Here is a 21052-nt window from a genome sequence, read left to right as displayed (position 1 = left end):
CCTCAAGCATTTTTAGTTATTATTTTCCCCATCTCATTGCAACAGCGCCCCATGTTAAGCCACCGCCAAATCCAACAAGTACTAATAAATCATCATCTTTTATCTTACCTGCTTCAAGCTCATCTACCAAGGAAATACCAATAGACGCTGCTGACGTATTACCATATTTGTGAATCGTTTTTGACATTTTTTCTGGTGGCAGCTCTAGACGCTCACGAGCTGATTCCATAATTCGAATATTCGCCTGATGCGGCACTAAAAAATCTACGTCATCTTTTGTTAAACCTGCTTTATCTAACACAGTTACTGCAGATTCACCCATTTGACGTACTGCAAACTTAAATACTTCACGGCCATTCATAGCGATTGTGTCCTGCTGTGTTAAAGACAAATGCTTCCCACCTGTACCATCAGCTCCAAGCTCAAATGATAAAATACCTCTACCTTCTGATACTGGACCAACAATTGCTGCACTTGCACCGTCACCGAATAACACTGCCGTATTGCGATCTTCCCAATCAAGTACCTTCGACAGCTTTTCAACACCTACTACTAAGACATATTTATAAGCATTTGCTTCTACAAATTGCTTTGCTGTCACTAAACTATATATAAATCCTGCACAAGCAGCTGCTTGGTCCATCGCAGCTGCATTAACTGCTCCAATTTGTTCCTGAACCATACATGCTACACTTGGAAAGTTTTGATCTTGTGTTACAGTTGCTACAAGAATTAAGCCTATTTCCTCTGGCGTAATACCCGCATTTGCAATAGCCTCTTTTGCTGCAGCTACTGCTAAATCTGAAGTTTCTTGGTCATCTGCAGCAAAATGACGCTCTTCAATCCCCGTACGAGTTCGAATCCATTCATCCGAAGTGTCCATAATTTTTTCTAAATCAAAATTTGTAACGACCTTCTCCGGAACGTATTTGCCTATTCCTATAATACCAGCGTTCATAAAGCAACCCCTCCGCTTTCTTACTATCAATTATTAGTAACTGGTCATAATTATAACTCATAATGAAGGAATGGTGCAAGATGATTTGAAATAACCGTCTTAAAGCTAGCAATATCAAGGATTTTAGTGATATATACAATTTTGGCTCATCACCATAACGTGAGGCTGAAAAATTTAATAATGGCGGATAATAAAAAAAAGCTGCACATAAATCTGCAGCTTTTACCAACATTGCTAACATATATGATCAACAACGCAAAAGTCGATATCGTAAAAAGATGGAAGGTGGCTCTCGCATTGGTCGGCCTACATCCAATCTATTCTCTAACAGGTTGTTAAGGATTGCGTTTTCTTTGGAACTCTTAGTGCTCTGAAGAAATCGCTTAATAGGTTGTAGCACAGAAGGCTTCAAACGACGTGTTGTACGTTTCTTTTTGTTAGGTGTGCTACCGTAGTTGTGCCAACGTAATGGCTGAAGCTTTAATCGTCTGGTGTTGCGGTGGTGTTTTTGGTTCAATAAACAACGTTGAATAATACGCATCCGCAATGGTAATCATGTAAATCACAAAAAGTAATTGTTTCGTTCAATAGTTCAAAATTTATTTCTCCCTTTTTTCAGTTCTATCAATTCGAATTGTCTAGTTATAATACGAATAATACGTAATAAAAGTTTCATATTAAATCAGGCGTGTTAATTAGGAAAAAATAGGATTATTATTGAGCGATAAAAAGATTTTTTTGTTGCTATTTTGCTAATATATTCCCATTTTAACTGATTGTAGCGTAGGGCTACTCGACTCCCGCGGGAAAGCGAGACAGACGAGACCCTGCACGGAGCGGATGTTTTCTGCGCGAAAGCGAAGCGGCAGCAACAAATGTTTTATCTGTGCGAAAGCGAAGCGGCAGCAACAAAGCGAGTAGCCCGTAGCGGAAATCAGAGCCTTCTAATTAGGATAAATAAAAATGGTTAATCAACACACTTGATATTAAATATCAAAACGGGTTAACGTTGTGACAAAATCGACATGTTTCACAGAAAAGGTTCTTTTATTTTCGATTTATGTTATGATATGATAATGAATATGTAGTAAAACTTATGATAAAAAGTTCGGTTGAGGTGAAATTAATGCAATATATCGTAACATTCATATGGTCATTCCTACTAGTTTCAATGTTAAACTACGTAGTAAGCTCTGTACTTGGCGTACCATTTGATTTCCAAACGGGTGCAATCTTATCAGTTGCATTCTCAATTCTTATTTTCATTATTGGTGCAGTCATTCCAAACGAGCCAACTCCAGAAGCTGCAGATCATCATTAATTCAAACAAGAAAAAACCTGTTCCGCATCGTGCGAAACAGGTTTTTTCTTGTTATTTTTCAACAACACATTGACCGTCATGCATTCTAATATGCAATGTTTCTCCTGGTAATACTTCACCACGTAGCAATTCCTTTGCAACTGCCGTTTCAATATAACGTTGTACGAAGCGTTTTAATGGTCTTGCGCCAAACTGAGCATCCGCTCCTTGTTCTACAACCCAATCAATTACATCTTGTTCTACTTGTAAAGTAATATCTTGCTCTGCAACTCGTTTTATAAGCTGTTCGACATATTTCCAAGCAATCGCTGTAAAGTGCTCACCTGATAATGCATGGAACATAATAATATCATCCATACGATTTAACAGCTCTGGTTTAAAGTGCTGTCGCAGTGCAGCCATCACTAAATCCTCAACTGCTCCATCGTCTTCTTTTGCTTCCATCAAATAGCTTGAGCCAATGTTAGAGGTTAAAATAACCACTGTGTTCGTGAAATTGACCATACGACCTTGACTATCGGTAATGCGTCCATCATCTAAAATTTGTAGTAAAATATTCGCGACATCTGGGTGTGCCTTTTCAATTTCATCTAGTAATACAACTGAATATGGATTACGGCGAACAGCTTCCGTTAATTGTCCACCTTCCTCATAACCAACATAACCTGGAGGTGCCCCTACAAGACGTGATACGCTATGTTTCTCCATATATTCACTCATATCAATGCGAATAAAATGATCCTCGGAGTCAAACAGCTGTGCCGCTAATGCCTTGGCAAGCTCTGTTTTACCAACACCAGTTGGTCCTAAGAATAAAAAGCTACCAATTGGTCGATGCGGATCTTTAATACCAGCTCGAGCGCGCCATACTGCTTCAGTGACAAGTTGTACAGCATTATCTTGTCCAACTACTCGCTCATGCAATGTATCTTTTAAGCGCAATAATTTTTCACGCTCTCCCTCCACTAATTTTGTTACAGGTATTCCTGTCCAACGTGAAACAATAGATGCGATTTCATCAGCTGTTACCTCTTCACGTAAAATACGTGATTCTATGCCATTCTCTAATTGTTTCTCCATCTCTTGTATATCCTTTTCAAGAGTAGGAATTTTCCCATGACGTAGTTCGGCTGCTTTATTTAAATCATATTTACTTTCTGCTTCATCTAAGTCACGACGATATTTATTAAGCGTTTCTCGTTTTTTCTGAATGCCGTGTAACGCTGCTTTTTCGCTTTCCCATTGTTTCCGCATGCCTTCTGAGGAATCTTTTAACTTTGTTAATTCCTCACTTAATTGCTCGAGACGCTTTTTACTTGCCTCATCCTTTTCTTTACGCAATGCTTGTTCCTCAATTTCGAGCTGCATAATACGGCGTGTTACTGCATCCAATTCCTGTGGCATAGAATCAATCTCTGTTCGAATCATGGCACATGCTTCATCGATTAAATCAATGGCTTTATCAGGCAAGAAGCGCTCTGTAATATAGCGGTTCGAAAGCTCTGCTGCCGCTACGATAGCACGGTCATGAATACGTACTGCATGATGTAATTCAAAGCGCTCTTTTAAGCCACGTAAAATAGAAACTGTATCCTCAATAGATGGCTCCCGCACAAGCACTTGTTGAAAACGACGCTCTAAAGCAGGATCTTTTTCAATATACATACGGTATTCATCTAATGTTGTAGCACCGATACAATGTAACTCACCTCGTGCAAGCATTGGCTTTAACATATTCCCAGCATCCATTGCACCATCCGTTTTACCTGCACCAACAATTGTATGAATTTCATCAATAAATAAAATGATACGCCCTTCAGATTCCTTCACTTCTTTAAGTACACCTTTTAAGCGTTCTTCAAATTGACCTCGATAACTTGCACCTGCTATTAAAGCACTCATATCAAGCTCGTATAATACGCAATCTTTTAATCCCTCGGGTACATCCCCTTTTACAATACGTTGAGCTAACCCTTCTACAATTGCTGTTTTACCGACGCCTGGCTCACCGATTAAGACAGGATTATTTTTCGTTTTACGCGTTAAAATACGAATAACATTACGAATTTCTTCATCACGACCGATAACCGGGTCCATTTTTCCGTTTTTAACTTCTTCAATTAAATTACGTCCAAATTGCTCTAATGGTTTTTTATTATCTGTTTGTTGAAATTGCATAATTAGCACTCCTTTTCAATAATGTTAGCGGAATCCCGTTTACCATTCTTGTTCACGAAAAATGTTTGACCTTTTTTGACTAACTTTATTTTACAACATACGACAAACCTAAGCAAAGAATAAGCTCTAAAATTCCTTCACTTCTAACTGAAAAGTTAAGCTATAATAAAAGTATGTTTCTTAGATTTAGTATCGAAATTATTCACCATCCTTTTGTAGTAAACAGCCATTTATTACAAAAAGAAAGCGATGTGTTGGAGATATGGTTATAATGGATAAAATACAAGAGCAATTTCACGATCTTTTCCAAAAGCACGGTGTTTTTACGAAAGTGAATAAGGATCATAAAATTTTTTTAGAAGGCGAACGTGCGAAAGAAATATATTATATTAAAACTGGAGCTATCTCGATTAGTCAGGAAACTGAGAACGGGAAGGAATTAACAATTCGAATTTGTGGTCCGAATAGTATTATTGGTGAAGGCTCTTTGTTTTGTAACTTGACGTATCATTCCATGACCGCTAAAATATTAGAACCCTCTAGTTTATATGTTCTAAGCCGTAAATCATTGGAACTTTTATTAGTAGAACAACCTAATTTAATGGTGGAATATATGAAGTGGTTGCAAATAGAAAATTTAAAGCATCAAAGTCGTTTGCGTGATTTAGTTTTAAACGGTAAAAAAGGTGCTTTATTTTCAACGCTTATCCGTCTTACAAATACTTATGGTAAGCCTTTAGAAAATGGCAATATTTTTATTGATTTCCCGTTAACAAATACTGAAATCGCTAATTTATGTGCGACGAGTAGAGAGATGATCAATCGCATGCTCAATGATTTAAAGAAGCAAAATATTCTTTCCTTTGAAAAAGGTTATATAACAGTTCACGACGTCCAAATTTTAAAGGATGAAATTGCTTGTGAAAATTGTCCGTTACAAATATGTCGTATCGATTAATACGCTACACAAAAAATCCCTGCTTATGAGTTATAAGCGGGGATTTCATATAATGGTCAAGTAAATCATTGTGAATATTATAATCTTTAAATGTGGGGGATTTCCGTTCCAGGCTACTCGCTTTCCTGTGGGCGAGCGTCGAGCCGCTTCCTCCGCTAAAGGAACGAAGGCTAAGTGCGTCACGTCCTGTGACAATGCCTTCGTGACCAACATCGTGTTGGCCCCAGGGTCTCGCCTGTCTCGCTTTCCCACGGGAGTCGAGTAGCCTTCCACTCCAATCAGCAATAGTGTAGAACTTTTATAAATTTTTGTATTTCAAAAGTGAACGCTATGGAAACTTATCCATAATCAAACAGAAGAATCTTATAACAGTAATGCTATTGTACACCTAATCTTACTGACGCTCCGCTTTCGCACATAAAAACATTACTGAAGTTTCGTTTTATAGCTATAAATTAAAAGTAACATGCCAGAAGATACATACTAAGAGAAGTTGTTGAGTGGAGGCTGGGCGACTCCTTGGGGATTAGCGATAGAGGAACGAAGGCTAAGAGCATCACGTCCTGTGATAACGCCTTCGTGACCTACATCGTGTAGGCCCGAGACCCTGGAGCGAGCAACGCGAGTGAAGCGGCTCATCGGACGCCCCCAGGAAGCTCTGCTCTGTGCGAAAGCGAAGCGTCAGCAACAAAGCGCCCAGTCGGAACGGAAATCAACCTCTCGTTTTGCAGAAGAGCCATACTTTTAATATGACATCTTAATTTCATTGACATAATAGTTTTTCGACAGCACAAATCCCCGCTCACTGTTGCGAGCGGGGATTTTTTGTTGTGCTTTAAGCAGACTTATCGTACACCTAATGCCATTTTTGCATAGCGTGACATTCTATCTTTTGACCACGGTGGATTCCATACAATATTAACATTTGAACTTTTTACTTCTGGAAGCTCACCTAATGCTGTATTTACTTGATCAACAATAACAGGTCCAAGTGGGCAGCCCATTGAAGTTAGTGTCATAGTAACCGTTGCAACACCTTCTTCATCTAAATCTACATCATATACTAAACCTAAGTTGACGATATCAATACCAAGCTCAGGGTCAATTACATTTTCTAATGCACCGAACATGCTGTCTTTCATATCTTGATCCATCTGTATTTCTCCTTCCATCACAGTGTTAACTTAATCATAGCAGATGCATCTTATTATGCCAAATGCTCTGCAAGCCATTCAGTTGCAACTAACATACCGTCGCGTGATACAGCATGACCTGCTTTTTTATTAGCTAAAAATTTCAAGTCTTCCGGATTTGCTTCATAGTATTGGCATAAAGTTAAATAAAAATGATAGGTATCTTTAAAAGGTACAGTTTTATCTAATTCCCCATGCCAAAATAGTACAGGCCGTCCTGCAAATTTTTCTGGTGTTAGACTGATATCATATTTAGCTAGAAGCTCATTTATTTGCTGTACCTCTTCTTCGGACATTGACCAGTTAACACCATCATTCGCGAGTTGCTGTAATTGATATTCACCTAATTTAATAAAACCTGGTGCACCCATACATACTGCTGCTGTTTTAATCCAATCATAAAGCTTTAAGCAGCCCGACGTCACAATTCCGCCCATTGATGTACCAGCTACGCCAATTTTATCATTCACTAATAATTGTTTATTCTTTAATTCATTATATAATTGTTCAACTTCATGAATAGAATTTAAAACAATATCCCAAAATTGCAAATTCATTTGCATCTCAGATAGGTCTTCACTACGGTCACCATGTAATTTTGCATCTGGTAATAGGACACGCACCCCTTTACCTACTAATTGATATGCATAATGTAAGTTATGTTCTTTTGCACTCATAAAGCCATGTAAGAAAATTACTACTGGGGTTTCTTCATTCATATTTTCAGTATGTATATGTAATAAAGGAATATCCCCCCACATTTCTTTCTCAACAATCATCTTTGTCACTCCCTACTTGTGTCTCAACTTAATGTTAGCAAACTTTTTCCATTGTGACAAAATTTTGACGAATGATGGGCAAAGAGATACTATTCAAACTATAGGAAAGGGGCAATGAGTTATGAAACCACATTTAATCGTTTTAGACTTAGATGGTACATTATTAACGGACCAACAACAAATTTCAACAAAAACTAAAAATACATTATTGCAGGCAAAGGAACAAGGTCATCAAGTGATGATTGCAACAGGTCGTCCTTATCGTGCAAGCGATATATACTACAAGGAGCTTGACCTGACAACACCCATTGTAAATTTCAATGGAGCATATGTGCATCACCCTAAAAATGCTTCTTGGCACCATAAGCACACACCTATAGATTTAAGTATTGTGCATGATGTCGTCGATTCCATTAATAGCTATGAATACGAAAATATTATTGCGGAGGTTAAGGATGATATTTACGTGCATACAGAGGATGAACGGATATTAAATATATTTAATATGGGAAATCCAAAAATTACCTCAGGGGATCTATATGTCCATTTATTAGACAACCCAACTAGTTTACTGATTCAAGCGAATGAAATGAATTCAATGATTATTCGTGATCATTTACATGCTGTTCATGCAGAGGTCATTGAACATCGTCGCTGGGGTGCGCCATTTCACATTATTGAGATTGTTCGCCGTGGCTTAAATAAAGCAGTGGGAATCGCTCATGTAGCAAAGGATTTAGGTATCCCACGGGAACGTATCATTGCATTTGGTGATGAGGACAATGATTTAGAAATGATTGAATATGCTGGATTAGGTGTTGCAATGGGTAACGGTATTCCTACTTTAAAAAATATTGCCAATGAGATTACCACAACAAATAATGACGATGGAATCGCTAAAATACTCATCGATCGCTTGAAATTATCCTAGTTAAGTAGTAAGTTCAAATTAACATTCCATTTTTTACATTTAACTTTATTCAGTAGTACCCTTTATCCTGAGTACTTACTGAATAAAGTTATAAATTTCTACTGTTGCAACGATACTGAAACTCGATAGGATTATTTATCTATATAACATTATTTTAAAGAAACATAGAATGGAAAGCTCGACACTCGTTTACTTGTTATGTTGTATAGGTATTTAAAAACTCCTTATACAGAGTTAAAAGAATGTTAAATTAGGGGGACAAATGATGAAGATTTTTACTGATAGTGGATGTGATCTACCGAAGTCTTACTACGAAGAACACAATATTGAGCTTCTTCCACTACGAGTGGAATTGAACAATAATGACTATGATGATGTCATTGCAATTGATTCCAAAGAAATTTACGATGCTATTCGTCAAGGTGCTCGCCCAAAAACATCCCAAGTATCACCAGAGCTTTTTCTCAAGCATTTTGAAAATCTAGCAAAAAATGAAGAGGAAGGCATCTATATTGCCCTTTCATCGGAATTATCAGGTACCTATAATACTGCGGTCATGATTCGCAATCAAGTACAAGAGCAATATCCATCACTAAAATTAGCGATCATCGATTCTAAATGTATTTCATTAGGTTTTGGTCTAGTAGTCGAGGAAGCAGTCCGACTTCGAAGTACAGGTACTTCGTTAGAGGAAATCGCAACAACAATTACTGCCCTTGCCCTACAAATGGAGCACATATTTACAGTTGAGGATTTAGATTACCTCGCTAAAGGCGGACGTTTATCAAAAACAAGCGCATTTCTTGGTGGGCTTCTAAGTATAAAACCTATTTTAAATGTAGAAGATGGTAAGCTTGTGCCCATCGAAAAGTCACGTGGACGTAAAAAAGCCATCGCTCGCATGTTAGAATTGATGCAGGAGCGCGGTGGTAACTTCTCAGAGAAAATTGTAGGTATTAGCCATAGCGATGATGTGGACCTTGCCAACGATGTAAAGGCTTCTATTCAAGAAAGATTTTCTCCAAAAGCCATCCAAGTAACAATGATTGGCTCTGCGATTGGCTCCCACGTTGGACCAGGTACAATTGCCATCTTTTTTACGAATAAAAGCGATCAAGCTTAACAAAAACCCCCTCCACACTTAAATTCAAGTGTAGAGGGGGCTTTATCATTTATTTTAAGCATCTTGCTCCTGGCGTCGTACTCTACCTCGTTTAATAATAACAACTACAAATCCTATGAATATTAACCATACTAATCCTAATGCGACCATATATGGAACATTGAAGCCTTCATCATTTTTAACTTGGTAAATTTCTACCATTTCGCGGTTTAAAATAACTGGATAAACGTCTTTTTCATTAATACGAACTTTTTCTTCTACTAAAATACCATTTAGCATTTTATCTTCACCAATCTGTTCTGGTGTTAAATCAAAGCGTTGTGTTTTACTAGTATTGTTAATCATGATGACCCATTTTTCTTCATCGGATGTACGTGTAAATACAAGTAGGCCATCTTCATTTTTGAGAACTTCAAAATCACCTTTACGTAATGTAGCAGATTGATTACGTAAAGATTGGACATGTTTAATATAGTTGATTAATTCTTCATCTGTTTTAAAGTTGAAGAGTTGATGTGTATCTGGCTTTGCCTCTCCGTTCATCGCAATTTCTGTACCATATTGCACAACTGGAATTCCCGGCATCATGAATAATGCACCCATCGCCATTTTTATACGTGTCGGTGGGAACATATTTTCAGTTGCAGAATCAAATGTAAAACGACGCGTTTCTAACGAATCCACCATAATCTGAGTTGGTTTCTCATCTGTAAATGGCTCCATCAATTTTGAAGAATCCTTATCAACAGTTTTAAATATATTACGGTAAATATCAGCTGTCGCTGGTGAGAAGCTTGCATCAAAATCGGCATCACTTTCTTCATTAGAAATGACATAGAGTGACTTTTTCGTATCCTTTAATGCCGCGATCATTGCATTAATAAACTCTGTATCGGCATCCGCAATATTTGTTAGACGAACCCCACCAATATCATATGTAGAGACAAAGTCCGTTGCTGATTTAATAAGTGCTTCTTGTACATCTTTGTTTTTTAAATCCCACTGTACTTGTCCATTTTTGCTTGAAGCAATCCAATCCTTTTTCGCTGGATCCTTTGCCCACTCATGATTTGGACTTACATTGTTAAGTGGAAAATCCACCATGATCGACATATTTTTTGCTTTATAAGCCTCAACAACACTTTGAAACTCTTTACTTGTCCCAAAATGACGCTCGATCGTAGAGTAGCTAGTTGGCATCGAGCCATCATATTTCTCAGTAGCAAAAACCGGTCCAATGGAAACAATTGTAAAGCCCATCTCTCCGATATATTTCAGTTTATCTTTTAGACCTGCAAAATCGCCTCCAGCAAATTTCGTAGGGTCTTGCGTATTTGTATCAAAATCGTTAGTGCCCGAACTATTAAAGAAACGGTCAACTAGTAAATCATAGATGCTTTCTTCTGCAATTGTTCTTGTTGATGCTTCATCAGCATGTGCAACTGGTATAGTGCTCACCAATGAAGTTGCTAGTAAAAGCGATGCAGCCGTCGCACTTATCCACTTCTTGAATTTCACTTTTATTCCCTCTCTTTCAAACCAATCCTTCGTCATTTTACCAAATAAAACAGTGACGTCGCTATTATTTAAAAATATTTTCCGAAAATGCAAAATAAATTACGGCAAAAAGGTGTCAACTTCTCCTTTTGATCGATTCATCGGCTACGTGAAGCGGTTGAACTCAGCGCCTGGGCAGTCATGTGCTTTGCATGAGTCGATTTTCCGGATACCTGAGTTGTTCTCCTAACTACCCGAGCGTTATCCGCCTTTCTAAAAAATAAAAGTCGTGAAGCGAAATCTTCACGACCTTTACGAGCAATTATGCTAAGAAATTAATAAACATTGGCAGTTTGAAGCCCAAGAACATTGTGATGAAAAGGAATACAGCAAATAACGCCCAAAACATGCCTGTTGGTTTGTTTTTCTTTTGACGAACTAATACCATTTCCATCATACCAATAACTAAAATACCAAATAAGAATTTCATACCGTACATCATTGGATCTCCAGCTTGATACTTGAAGAAGAGTGCTCCACCAGTGATGATAATTAAAACGTAGAATAAACGTAATGTCATATGTAAGCCTTTTGAATTCTTGCCCATTAATGCTGCAATCAAAAAGATTACGATAGCTACTACCCAAGTAGTAATATGCAAATGCGTTTGGCTAGTTAAAAAACTCATTATTGTCCCACCTCATATTCTTTTTCTATCAAACTCTATCCTACCATGTGTTGGAAAGGGTTTCAAACATTACAATAGTGTTCACAGAATAAACTTAAAAATCCGCGGAGTATTGACTTAGGGCACTGAAAAAGTCGATTTGCCACAAAAATTGTGATGCAAATCGACTTTTTTGAGTTTATAATTCCAACAAAAGTCAGATTTATAATTAAGAAAATGTATTTCTTTAGCTTTCCGTGCCCCCGTGTTGACTCACGCGGATTTGAAAAAATTATTCAAAATGATTCACTAATGTACCGATGCCTTGAATGGATACTTTCACAGTATCTCCAGCTTTTAAAAATTGTGGTGGATTCATGCCTTTTCCAACACCTGATGGAGTACCCGTTAAAATAACATCACCTGGCTCTAATGTTACGTGCTGAGATAAAATCGATACTAATGATTCTACAGAGAACATCATATCTTTTGTGGAGCCGTTTTGACGTACTTCATCATTCACTTTTGTAACCACTGTTAAATCTTGTGGATTCGGAATTTCATCCTTTGTTACAAGATAAGGCCCTAGTGGACAAGTTCCTTCTAAGCTTTTACCTAAGAAGAATTGCTTATGTTTTTCTTGTAAATCACGAGCTGTTATATCATTAGCAATTGTGTAACCAAATACATAATCGTATGCTAAGTTTTTCGGAATATTTTTACCACGCTTACCAATGACAATTGCTAATTCGCCTTCATAATCCATTTTAGATGAAAGATCAGCATGGATCGATAGTGTTTGTCCATCAGCAGCAATAGCAGTCGGAGATTTTGTAAATACCATTAATTCTGTTGGTGCTGCTTCTGCACCCATTTCTTTTGCATGCTCATCATAGTTTTTACCAATACACATAATATTTTTTGGTGTACGTGGAATTGGTGATAACCATTCAATCACTGTAAATTCACGTTTGAAGCTTTCAGCACGATCTGATTTTTCAGCGGCTTCTACTAATTTACGAATCTGTTCAACAAAATCAAAGCCTAAAGCAATGCCATCTACGATTGAACTTGAAAAAGAAGGGAGAACTTGAAGTTCATTCTGAATAGCGAGTACATCCCATACCGCTTCTTCTTTTTTTACTTTTGGTCCAAAGCTTACATGTCCACCTAATTTAAACGATAAAATTTTCATGATTTTCAGAGCTCCTTCTTTTTTCTACATGATACAACAAAATAATAGAAATTGCCTTACTTTTGCGACAATAATTTTTATTCCTAATCAACCGCGGGGCCATTCACCATAATGTGGGGTTGATTTACGTCAGCTGGGCGCTTTCCTGGGGGCGTCGGGGCAACAGGAAGTTGGTCACGAAGGCGTTATCACAGGACGTGATGCTCTTAGCCTTCGTTCCTCTTCTATTGCTAATCCCCAAGGAGTCGCCCAGCCTCCACTCCAATCAACTTATATACATGACATATGTTTTAACAAATGTCATTACCAACTTTTTATAATGAGCCAAATCGCAATAAATTATTCTTATAATACAAGACGTGATTATTAACTATATGTTTCCATCACATTAAAGATGAAGGCTGATTTCCGCCGTCGATTGCTAGATTGCACGAGATTCGAATACCTTATATTGATAAAACATTAACCTACTTTAGCATTCGCCTTATATGTTAATTTACGCCATAAAGCCTCTAACGGACCTTGTTTCCATTTAGCTAGCCAAATCTCCGCCACAATCATTTGTACAACAATAATACCTACTGCAATTAACACGCCTGTTGCGACGCTCACTTTTCCATACCAACCAAATCCAAATTGATAAAATAAACATGTTCCAATGATCGATTGAAGTATGTACATCGTTAACGACATGCGCCCCATTTTTGCAAAAGGACTGAGTAACTTTGGTACAACTGGCAGTAAGCAAAGTAATACAATAACCCCAATATAACCAACTGATAAAATTGGACCACCTATGTATACTTTCAAATAATCTAAGAAATACGTACGAGTAAACATGATAGGTAAGCTCTTGATAAAAATACCAATTGTCAATCCAGCTATTGCTAACGTCAGCCATAGCCATTTTAACTCCTTCGCTCGTTCCACTAAACGCCATTTAGAAGCTGCAGCACCAATTAACATGTATGGCAAAACTGTAAATAATGCCGCAAACCACATGCCTATCCCCGCTTGGACAGATAAATCGGTTAAACGTTGCATAAAAGCATCTAGCCAACTTCCCGTTCCATAAGCAGTGATTGCTTGCTCTACTGAAGTAATATCTAAATACTCATCAACTGCTGAATTAAAGTTAACAAACCCTACAATAAATACCATGAAAACTTGCATAACACTGTTAATCATAATACCGATTGATAATAACCAAATAGGATGTAGTCGTAGTAATAGCAATAAAAAAATGCCACAAAATGCATAAGTCATCAAAATGTCGCCCCACCAAATGAGCACAGCATGTAAAAAACCAAATACAAATAATACAGAAAGTCTTCGCAGTCCTATCGTATAGAAATTTTGTTCACGACTTTGCGCTTTCTTCCATTGCATTGCAAGTCCATAACCAAATAACATGGCAAACAGTGGATAAAAGCTACTTTGTACATAAATATCTAAATTTTGCTGCCACACCATATCTGATGGTGTTGTAAACCATGATGCCAAATCAATATATGGCATTGGCAAATAAAAGGCGAACATATTAACGAGTAAAATACCTAGTAAGCTTATACCACGTAATATATCTAATGTTGCAATGCGTTCCTGCAACATTGTCGGTTTTAACTCCACAAAATAGCCTCCTCTATATAATCAATTTCGCCTTAGCGTAATTGTAGCTGTCGCTTCTTTCGCTATAGAAAACATTTGTAGCTGTCGCTTTGCTTTCGCTACTAAAATAATTGTAGCTGACGCTTTGCTTTCGCTACTAAAACATTTGTAGCTGTCGCTTTGCTTTCGCTACAGAAAACATTTGTAGCTGCCGCTTTGCTTTCGCTACTAAAACATTTGTAGCTGTCGCTTTGCTTTCGCTACTAAAACATTTGTAGCTGACGCTTCGCTTTCGCTACAGAAAACATTTGCTGAATGAAGATAACGCTTTAGTGAAAACAGGGCGTGGTAAGCTACAAGATTTTGCAATACTTACTAATAGTAATAAAGACATCCCCGTTAACACAGTGCGTTTACTTACCCATGTATAGCCTGTTCAATATCGAATAAATATAGAACTTTATCACTCACTTTGATTTGAAGTATAGCTTCAATTGCCTCACTATAAACTCTGAGTTGAACACCATATCGTCCTAATAGTTCCTTCGAGAGTGCTGGCTCCTCAGCAAAATGTGATTGGATGCGATCTGTCTTATAATCAAGCAAGATCCATTCACCATATTCATCCTCAAATAAACAGTCAATAATCCCTTGTACAATTTGAGCATCGCCATCTTCATCTACTCTACTAATCGTAAAAGGCATTTCTCTACGTATTTGCTTTGCTTTTTTAAAGCGAAGTCCAACGTCTGTTGTAAAGAAATTATATATTTTTTTCCATGGAACGACCGTCCCCTCAGCCTCTGTCAGTAGCTGTCTTGCCACTAAATCGGCGACAAACTCCTTTACCTCCTGTACGTTCGTAAAGCCATTTTGAGGTACATGCTGCATAACTGTGTGGACAGCTGTTCCAATTTCTGCGCCTGTTAGCTGTTTGTCCTGTAAAAAGGTTGGACGTGGCGCAATGGTTGTCGTTTTTTGCTTAGAAGGTATTGAAAAGTAATATTCAGGCTCCTCCTGTCGCTGAAGATTTTCTAAACGCTTAATTTCACTAACTGATGTTTTTGAGCGTTTTCGTGTCGATTGTTGAAATGGATACTGTGCTTGAAAGCGCGTCGTAATTTCTGCCAGCAATGCTTCGTCCTCTGGCGTTTCTAGCATTTGCTGTATCTCATCCTCTAACGTCTGTATGTCATACGCATAATGGCTTGTTTCAACAGCACGTACCCACCAATGCGATACGTCTTCAGGTGCCTTATAGGAGGAAGAAGCAAGTGATGCAAAATCTGCGTGTCTTGCAACTGCAGGCCCAAGCCAATCAAAATAGCTATTAGCTCTCGCGCGTAAATACTCCTGAAGCGGGGCATCTACCGGTAAACTTTGTGCATCCAGCCAATTATCGAGCGTTTTACTCCAATTTTTCACAGACCCTATTAAAATAAGTCGCTCCTTTGCACGTGTCATTGCTACGTATAATACACGCATTTCCTCAGCACGCATTTCGAGCTCCTTTTTCTCCTTCAGTGCTAAAAATGGTAGGGATGTATAGGTAATACGATTTTCTGGATCAATCGCCTTTACTGCAAGACCAAAATCTTGATCGAATAAATATGGATTGTGGAAATCCATTTTATTAAATGGTCTCCCCATCCCTGCAACAAAGACAACAGGGTATTCCAATCCTTTTGAAGAGTGAATCGTCACAAGACGCACAACATCATCTTTTTCTCCAATCGATTTAGCAGTTCCTAAATCATCACCACGCGTACGCATACGATCGATAAAACGTAAAAAGCGGAACAGTCCACGAAAGGCCGTTTTCTCATACATTAAAGCACGATCATGCAAAATGCGTAAGTTGGCCTGACGTTGCTTACCATTTGGCATTGCCCCAACCATCTCATAATAATGCGTATCTAAGTAAATCTTCCAAATTAAATCTGACAATGAACCACGTCGTGCTAAATCTCGCCAGTTTTCAAATGCCAGCATAAAACGTTGAAGCTTCGCAAACGTGTCAGATTGTACACCATGCCCATCACTTCGAATAAATTGCCTTAGTGCATCATAAAACGGCGCTTTTGAATCTGCTAGCCGTATTTTTGCTAGCTCATTTTCAGTTAACCCAACAAATGGAGCACGTAGCACTGAGGCTAAAGGAATATCTTGATATGGGTTATCGACAACCTTCAGTACATTCAGCATAATCATGACCTCTAACGCATCGAAATAGCCTTTCGAGGACTCTGCATAGAGAGGGATTCCCGCAAGCTTAAATTCTTCCACTAAATCAGTTGACCATGTCATTGAACGCATTAAAATCACAATATCACTATATTTTAATGGACGTTCAGTCTTCGTTTTTGTATCAAATACAGTTGTCCCATCCTCTATCATCTGCCGGATACGCTCAATGATAAAACGTGCCTCATACTGTGATTTTTTTAATTCCTCTAGTTCAGCTGCTTCACTTGCAACATCTTCTGCCTCTTCTTCCTGCTCCTCTGTTTCGGGAGGATGCATAATGACTAGCTCTACCGGAACTTCTTTATCATCATACGGCGCTGCTGGCTTTAATGAAGCATTTTCATCATAAAGAATTTCTCCAACACGCTCTCCCATAATTTGTGCAAATACATAGTTCGTAGCGTTCAACACTTCTTTCCGACTACGGAAGTTAGCGTTTAAATCGATACGCATTCCCGTTAAATCTGGCGTCTCTAGAAACTCACTATATTTTCGCATAAAAAGCTTTGGTTCTGCTAAACGGAAACGGTAGTAGAGTAGGAACCCAGCGCCTTGCTACATTTCTGTAGTAGGTTTCCAGTCAACCCCTCCCCGAACCGTACGTACTCCTCTCAGAGTATACGGCTCTCCACTTATAACAAATCTATCGTTGTTTATGAATTTCTTTATGACATTTATCACACACGACTAGCGTTTTTCTTTGCTTAGCGAGCATTGTCCATTCCCAATATTCTTTTCCTTTTAAATTCTTCACTTTATTTATGTGATGAATTTCGAATTTTGTATCGGGGTGATTATCTCCACATAATTCGCATTGACTTGCACTTAGTCGTTTTTCTAAATCATTTCTGCCCTGATATACATAAAGATTAGGTAGTTCGTCTATTGTTGCTCTGACGCTTTCTTTCTTCTTTTCAAAACCATCTTTATAGAAATATGCTATTCTTTCGCCTTGTTTTGTTTCGTATTTTACTCCCCAATACTTACCTTGTTTAAACTTAACCTTCATTTTTGCTACTGAGGATTTGTATTTATTCGCAAGTGTTTTTAAACAGCTATATTCCATTACATAACGTAATTGCCACATTTTTCGGTTTACATTTTCCGCTAGAGCATAATAATTATATAAACCACGTAGCTCTGCGTTATACGTTTCGATGATTTCTAGTTCAGAAAGTCCAACTAATCTTGGTCGATGCAACATATCCCATTGTTTCGCATCAATGTCTTTGACCATTTTATTTTTTACAATTACTTTTTCAATTGTTCCTTTAGGTATTCGTAATTGTACATATCCTCTATATTTACGTTTAATAACACCGTTTTTATCTTTCGCTGTACTTAAATCATTGCTAATTGATATATCGTAGCTTAAAAAGTTCGCAAACTTTGTACTATGCGTAATGAGCGTCTTATCTTCTGACAATTCAAGTTGTAAATAATTTTGTAAGAAGTCTTTCATTGCTTGCTTAAGCATTTCACAATCTTCTTTACTACCATTAACGCCAACAATAAAATCATCTGCGTAACGTACATATTTTATTGCTTTATATGTGTCCGTGTTCGACTCATAGTACGGTAAATTAAGCAATATTTTCTTATTCGCCTTATATTCTTCAATCATTTCTTTTCGCAAGACTTCATCTTCTGTTGCATTAATCTTTTTATGCAAACGTTGGTTACGCATATCATATTTTCGATATTCAGTATTACGTTTACGTTTTTTTGGTTCACCTAAATCAAAAGAAGGCTTTAATTCTTTTTCAATATAATCGTCAAATTCATTTAGATAAATATTCGCTAGTAACGGACTAATAATACCGCCCTGTGGAGTTCCACTATACGTCTTTTGGAATCGCCAATTTTCAACGAATCCTGCTTTTAAGAACTTCCACATTAAACGAATGAATTTTTCATCTTTGATACGTTTTCTTAAAATAGTAATTAATATTTGATGATTGATGTTATCGAAAAATCCTTTTATATCGCCTTCAATGAACCAGTTTACCCCTGTAAAGGTTTTCTTCATTTCGATTAATGCTGTATGACAACTTCTTTTTGGTCTGAAACCATGCGAATGATTTGAAAATTTAGGCTCATAAATTGCTTCTAATATCATACGACAAACTTCTTGTACGATACGGTCTGTAAACGTAGGGATACCAAGTGGTCGTGTATCACCATTTTTCTTTGGGATATGAAGACGACGAATTGGCTTCGGTTGATAGCTTTCATTTTTCAACGTATCAATGATTGCTTGAATATTTTCTTCCCCGAATCCATCCGCTGTTTCTTCATCAATACCTTTTGTTGCACTACCTTTATTTTTGTATATCTTCGTATAGGCTTTTATATAAAAATCTTCATTGTATAAATGTCTGTATAGACGGTCAAATGTATATCCGTCTTTCATTGATTGTTTCGATAGATTGTATAAGACAATTTCTGAATTTTGCATAGAGCATTTCGCTCCTTTCCTCATTGTTTATACATTATAAGCTGCTCCCCTTCGCCATGTAATAGGCTTTCCCTATCTCCGACTACTACGAGAGCTCCGTTACCATATTGGATTTTCAGTACCCGTGTACATAGCCTCGTGGCATTCCAACTTAGGTAATCCCCATTTAGTATATTGTATACAGGCTCGATTCATTGTCGGAAGGAACGTTCATCCTTTTCTTCAATCTTGAAGAGTGTCTATTCTTTCGTCAATCAGAAACTAGGATTGTGCATCCCATGTTCAGTCGCAAGCATTTAATACGCTGAACAGAATAGATTCTAGGTTTCAAACGGTTTCCTAGACGGTTAAACATGACCCCACTCGGACTATTCTTCAAGCAGTTTAGCCTTCTTCCTTATATAAATCTTTTATATCTTGCCATTCAGTCGTAGCCTTTCCGTTTAGGCTAACTTATGACTTTAACCGACATGCTACACTCCCTCTTTGGTTTCCCATCAAGATAAGTCGGTTGATATATAAACCGTTTCTATAGTTTATTCACCGCCAAATGGTGAAATATACAATACCCTTATGGGCGCACAATACTTTGCTTTACGTCCCCAACCATAAAAAGATTTCCGTCCTGCTCATCACCTGTTTTAACAAGCTGTAATATTGTTTCTTGTAGCATATTTGTATCTTGGTATTCGTCAACAAGTACTTCTTTAAAATGATGTTTTAAATCTAGAGCAACAGGTGAAGGCTGTAATTCTCCTTCAACTTCTACAGTTAAAATTTGCAATGCGAAATGCTCTAAATCCGAGAAATCAATAATTCCTCGTTCTAATTTTGCCATGCGGAACTGTTCGCTAAAAACATTTGTCAATTCGACTAATGTTCCAATCGTCGGACTCATTAATCGAATTTCTTCAAGTAAACGCGCAGGAGTCCTAACAAAAAAGGTCTCTTTAAGCTTATTCACAATTTTCTTAGCTGACTCTCGCTTTTTCTTGGCAAGCTCCTGTAGCTCCACATCTACTAAAGCATCCTTTGATACACGCTTTAAAGTTGACCATTTCACAGTAGCAAAATAATCAAAGAGTTCCTGCCACGTTCCCTCACGACTAATACGAATTCCTTCCTGAATCATAGCAAAATCCATCTCTGCGGTTTCAGCATATGGTCCAGGTCCCGCAGGCTGTAGCGTAATGGCACGCATTTCAGAAATTAAAACGAATGCCTCTTCAAGACTATGCTTGACTGTTAATTTCACATATTTCGACAGCTCTAAATCATCAATTGTCACGTCTACCGCTATGTCATATGTCTTTGGTAAACTACGAAGCCATTTTTGAGGCTCTGCATGAACACGAGACGTATCATAAAGCTTGCTTATTAAAGTTTCTATAGCCTGATCATCACGATCCGATGTAAAGCTATCAACTAGCCTATAGATTGCTTGAACCTCAGCCTCATCCTCAGAATCGTAAGCATTTTCTAGCACATCTGCTAATATATCATCTCTTAACAAAGCAACCTCTGCCTCATTCGCTATACGAAAGCCTGGGTCAATATCTAGCATATAGGCGTATTGTTTGACAATGGCTAAACAGAAGGAATGCAATGTTGAAATTTGTGCTTTATTGACAAGGCTTAGCTGGCGTCTCAAATGATTGGAGGTTGGATTTTCTGCAATAGCTTTTTCTAGTGCCTCAGCCATACGATGACGCATTTCAGCAGCAGATGCATTTGTAAAGGTTACAACAAGTAACTCATCCACATTAATGGGATTCTCTGTTGCAACTACCTTCTCAATCATGCGATTAATAAGGACTGCCGTTTTACCAGAGCCTGCCGCAGCCGATACAAGTGTATCCTGACCAGTTGCATAAATTGCCTTCCACTGGTCGTCTGTCCATGTGACTTCCGCTGGCTTTTCAGGTATTTTTTGTACCAA

The 21052-nt window shown here is 37.8% G+C and carries 17 protein-coding genes and 2 pseudogenes; 5 read left to right on the top strand and 14 right to left on the bottom strand.

What is annotated here, in order from left to right; translation table 11 throughout:
* Window positions 1-19 precede the first annotated feature (19 nt).
* On the bottom strand, window positions 20-958 hold the full coding sequence (locus tag ACVWXS_RS02910; protein ID WP_402983686.1) for a beta-ketoacyl-ACP synthase III: 939 nt from the start codon (window positions 956-958) through the stop codon (window positions 20-22).
* A 1126-nt stretch (window positions 959-2084) separates the two neighbouring features.
* Here ACVWXS_RS02910 and ACVWXS_RS02905 point away from each other — a divergent pair.
* Window positions 2085-2279 carry a YjzD family protein gene (locus tag ACVWXS_RS02905; protein ID WP_068983461.1) on the top strand — a complete coding sequence of 65 codons (195 nt, stop codon included), beginning with the start codon at window positions 2085-2087 and terminating at the stop codon, window positions 2277-2279.
* Between the two features lie 51 nt (window positions 2280-2330).
* Here ACVWXS_RS02905 and ACVWXS_RS02900 read toward each other — a convergent pair whose 3' ends face one another.
* Window positions 2331-4457: an ATP-dependent Clp protease ATP-binding subunit gene (locus ACVWXS_RS02900; RefSeq protein WP_456955921.1), complete on the bottom strand. Its 2127-nt coding sequence runs from the start codon at window positions 4455-4457 to the stop codon at window positions 2331-2333.
* 271 nt (window positions 4458-4728) lie between these two features.
* Here ACVWXS_RS02900 and ACVWXS_RS02895 point away from each other — a divergent pair, with 271 nt between their 5' ends.
* Window positions 4729-5415 (top strand): Crp/Fnr family transcriptional regulator, encoded by a 687-nt coding sequence (locus tag ACVWXS_RS02895; RefSeq protein WP_456955919.1) that lies wholly within the window; start codon window positions 4729-4731, stop codon window positions 5413-5415.
* 45 nt (window positions 5416-5460) lie between these two features.
* On the opposite strand, the gene ACVWXS_RS02890 is transcribed toward ACVWXS_RS02895, so the two are convergent.
* Window positions 5461-5628: a hypothetical protein gene (locus tag ACVWXS_RS02890; RefSeq protein WP_456955917.1), complete on the bottom strand. Its 168-nt coding sequence runs from the start codon at window positions 5626-5628 to the stop codon at window positions 5461-5463.
* A gap of 412 nt (window positions 5629-6040) precedes the next feature.
* Here ACVWXS_RS02890 and ACVWXS_RS02885 point away from each other — a divergent pair, with 412 nt between their 5' ends.
* Window positions 6041-6163, top strand: coding sequence for a hypothetical protein (locus tag ACVWXS_RS02885; protein ID WP_456955915.1), 123 nt, complete (start codon window positions 6041-6043; stop codon window positions 6161-6163).
* A 97-nt stretch (window positions 6164-6260) separates the two neighbouring features.
* Here ACVWXS_RS02885 and ACVWXS_RS02880 read toward each other — a convergent pair whose 3' ends face one another.
* Both ACVWXS_RS02880 and ACVWXS_RS02875 read right to left on the bottom strand, forming a co-directional pair.
* Window positions 6261-6569, bottom strand: a complete 309-nt coding sequence (locus ACVWXS_RS02880; protein ID WP_374963746.1) for a metal-sulfur cluster assembly factor — start codon at window positions 6567-6569, stop codon at window positions 6261-6263.
* Between the two features lie 53 nt (window positions 6570-6622).
* A complete protein-coding gene (locus tag ACVWXS_RS02875) occupies window positions 6623-7387 on the bottom strand; it encodes a prolyl oligopeptidase family serine peptidase (protein ID WP_456955913.1) in 765 nt (254 codons plus the stop codon).
* Window positions 7388-7508: 121 nt separating this feature from the next.
* On the opposite strand from ACVWXS_RS02875, the gene ACVWXS_RS02870 reads away from it, so the two are divergent.
* Together ACVWXS_RS02870 and ACVWXS_RS02865 are read left to right on the top strand one after the other, a co-directional pair.
* On the top strand, window positions 7509-8318 hold the full coding sequence (locus ACVWXS_RS02870; RefSeq protein WP_456955911.1) for a Cof-type HAD-IIB family hydrolase: 810 nt from the start codon (window positions 7509-7511) through the stop codon (window positions 8316-8318).
* Window positions 8319-8583: 265 nt separating this feature from the next.
* The gene (locus ACVWXS_RS02865) at window positions 8584-9441 is read left to right on the top strand and encodes a DegV family protein (RefSeq protein ID WP_456955909.1); all 858 of its coding nucleotides are present in this window, start codon (window positions 8584-8586) and stop codon (window positions 9439-9441) included.
* Window positions 9442-9495: 54 nt separating this feature from the next.
* Here ACVWXS_RS02865 and ACVWXS_RS02860 read toward each other — a convergent pair whose 3' ends face one another.
* The 9 genes and pseudogenes from ACVWXS_RS02860 to ACVWXS_RS02820 all read right to left on the bottom strand — a co-directional run.
* Entirely contained in the window at window positions 9496-10995 is a 1500-nt protein-coding gene (locus ACVWXS_RS02860) for an alpha-amylase family glycosyl hydrolase (protein WP_456955907.1), read from the bottom strand.
* 265 nt (window positions 10996-11260) lie between these two features.
* Window positions 11261-11626 carry a YisL family protein gene (locus tag ACVWXS_RS02855; protein ID WP_402983663.1) on the bottom strand — a complete coding sequence of 122 codons (366 nt, stop codon included), beginning with the start codon at window positions 11624-11626 and terminating at the stop codon, window positions 11261-11263.
* 271 nt (window positions 11627-11897) lie between these two features.
* On the bottom strand, window positions 11898-12800 hold the full coding sequence (locus tag ACVWXS_RS02850) for a fumarylacetoacetate hydrolase family protein (protein WP_068986914.1): 903 nt from the start codon (window positions 12798-12800) through the stop codon (window positions 11898-11900).
* A gap of 124 nt (window positions 12801-12924) precedes the next feature.
* A complete protein-coding gene (locus tag ACVWXS_RS02845; RefSeq protein WP_456955905.1) occupies window positions 12925-13065 on the bottom strand; it encodes a hypothetical protein in 141 nt (46 codons plus the stop codon).
* A 197-nt stretch (window positions 13066-13262) separates the two neighbouring features.
* Window positions 13263-14429 carry a DUF418 domain-containing protein gene (locus ACVWXS_RS02840; protein WP_456955903.1) on the bottom strand — a complete coding sequence of 389 codons (1167 nt, stop codon included), beginning with the start codon at window positions 14427-14429 and terminating at the stop codon, window positions 13263-13265.
* Window positions 14430-14636: 207 nt separating this feature from the next.
* Window positions 14637-14777 (bottom strand): hypothetical protein, encoded by a 141-nt coding sequence (locus ACVWXS_RS02835; protein WP_456955901.1) that lies wholly within the window; start codon window positions 14775-14777, stop codon window positions 14637-14639.
* A gap of 48 nt (window positions 14778-14825) precedes the next feature.
* Window positions 14826-17186, bottom strand: a pseudogene (gene addA / locus ACVWXS_RS02830) (helicase-exonuclease AddAB subunit AddA); the annotation flags it as partial.
* A gap of 112 nt (window positions 17187-17298) precedes the next feature.
* Window positions 17299-19113: a group II intron reverse transcriptase/maturase gene (gene ltrA, locus ACVWXS_RS02825; RefSeq protein WP_456955899.1), complete on the bottom strand. Its 1815-nt coding sequence runs from the start codon at window positions 19111-19113 to the stop codon at window positions 17299-17301.
* 577 nt (window positions 19114-19690) lie between these two features.
* Window positions 19691-21052: pseudogene (locus ACVWXS_RS02820) on the bottom strand (UvrD-helicase domain-containing protein); the annotation flags it as partial.

The organism is Lysinibacillus sp. TE18511, assembly GCF_054062295.1.
The sequence above is the reverse complement of the archived record's forward strand: the minus strand, read 5'-3'. Positions and strand labels throughout refer to the sequence as shown.

Excerpts from the sequence above, each read along its gene's own strand:
- ACVWXS_RS02855 (WP_402983663.1), bottom strand. The coding sequence starts at position 11,626 with ATGAGTTTTTTAACTAGCCAAACGCATTTGCATATTACTACTTGGGTA.
- ACVWXS_RS02875 (WP_456955913.1), bottom strand. The coding sequence starts at position 7,387 with ATGATTGTTGAGAAAGAAATGTGGGGGGATATTCCTTTATTACATATA.
- ACVWXS_RS02890 (WP_456955917.1), bottom strand. The coding sequence starts at position 5,628 with ATGTTGGTCACGAAGGCATTGTCACAGGACGTGACGCACTTAGCCTTC.
- ACVWXS_RS02860 (WP_456955907.1), bottom strand. The coding sequence starts at position 10,995 with ATGACGAAGGATTGGTTTGAAAGAGAGGGAATAAAAGTGAAATTCAAG.
- ACVWXS_RS02910 (WP_402983686.1), bottom strand. The coding sequence starts at position 958 with ATGAACGCTGGTATTATAGGAATAGGCAAATACGTTCCGGAGAAGGTC.
- ACVWXS_RS02900 (WP_456955921.1), bottom strand. The coding sequence starts at position 4,457 with ATGCAATTTCAACAAACAGATAATAAAAAACCATTAGAGCAATTTGGA.
- ACVWXS_RS02850 (WP_068986914.1), bottom strand. The coding sequence starts at position 12,800 with ATGAAAATTTTATCGTTTAAATTAGGTGGACATGTAAGCTTTGGACCA.
- ACVWXS_RS02905 (WP_068983461.1), top strand. The coding sequence starts at position 2,085 with ATGCAATATATCGTAACATTCATATGGTCATTCCTACTAGTTTCAATG.
- ACVWXS_RS02870 (WP_456955911.1), top strand. The coding sequence starts at position 7,509 with ATGAAACCACATTTAATCGTTTTAGACTTAGATGGTACATTATTAACG.
- ACVWXS_RS02895 (WP_456955919.1), top strand. The coding sequence starts at position 4,729 with ATGGATAAAATACAAGAGCAATTTCACGATCTTTTCCAAAAGCACGGT.
- ltrA (WP_456955899.1), bottom strand. The coding sequence starts at position 19,113 with ATGCAAAATTCAGAAATTGTCTTATACAATCTATCGAAACAATCAATG.
- ACVWXS_RS02865 (WP_456955909.1), top strand. The coding sequence starts at position 8,584 with ATGAAGATTTTTACTGATAGTGGATGTGATCTACCGAAGTCTTACTAC.
- ACVWXS_RS02880 (WP_374963746.1), bottom strand. The coding sequence starts at position 6,569 with ATGGATCAAGATATGAAAGACAGCATGTTCGGTGCATTAGAAAATGTA.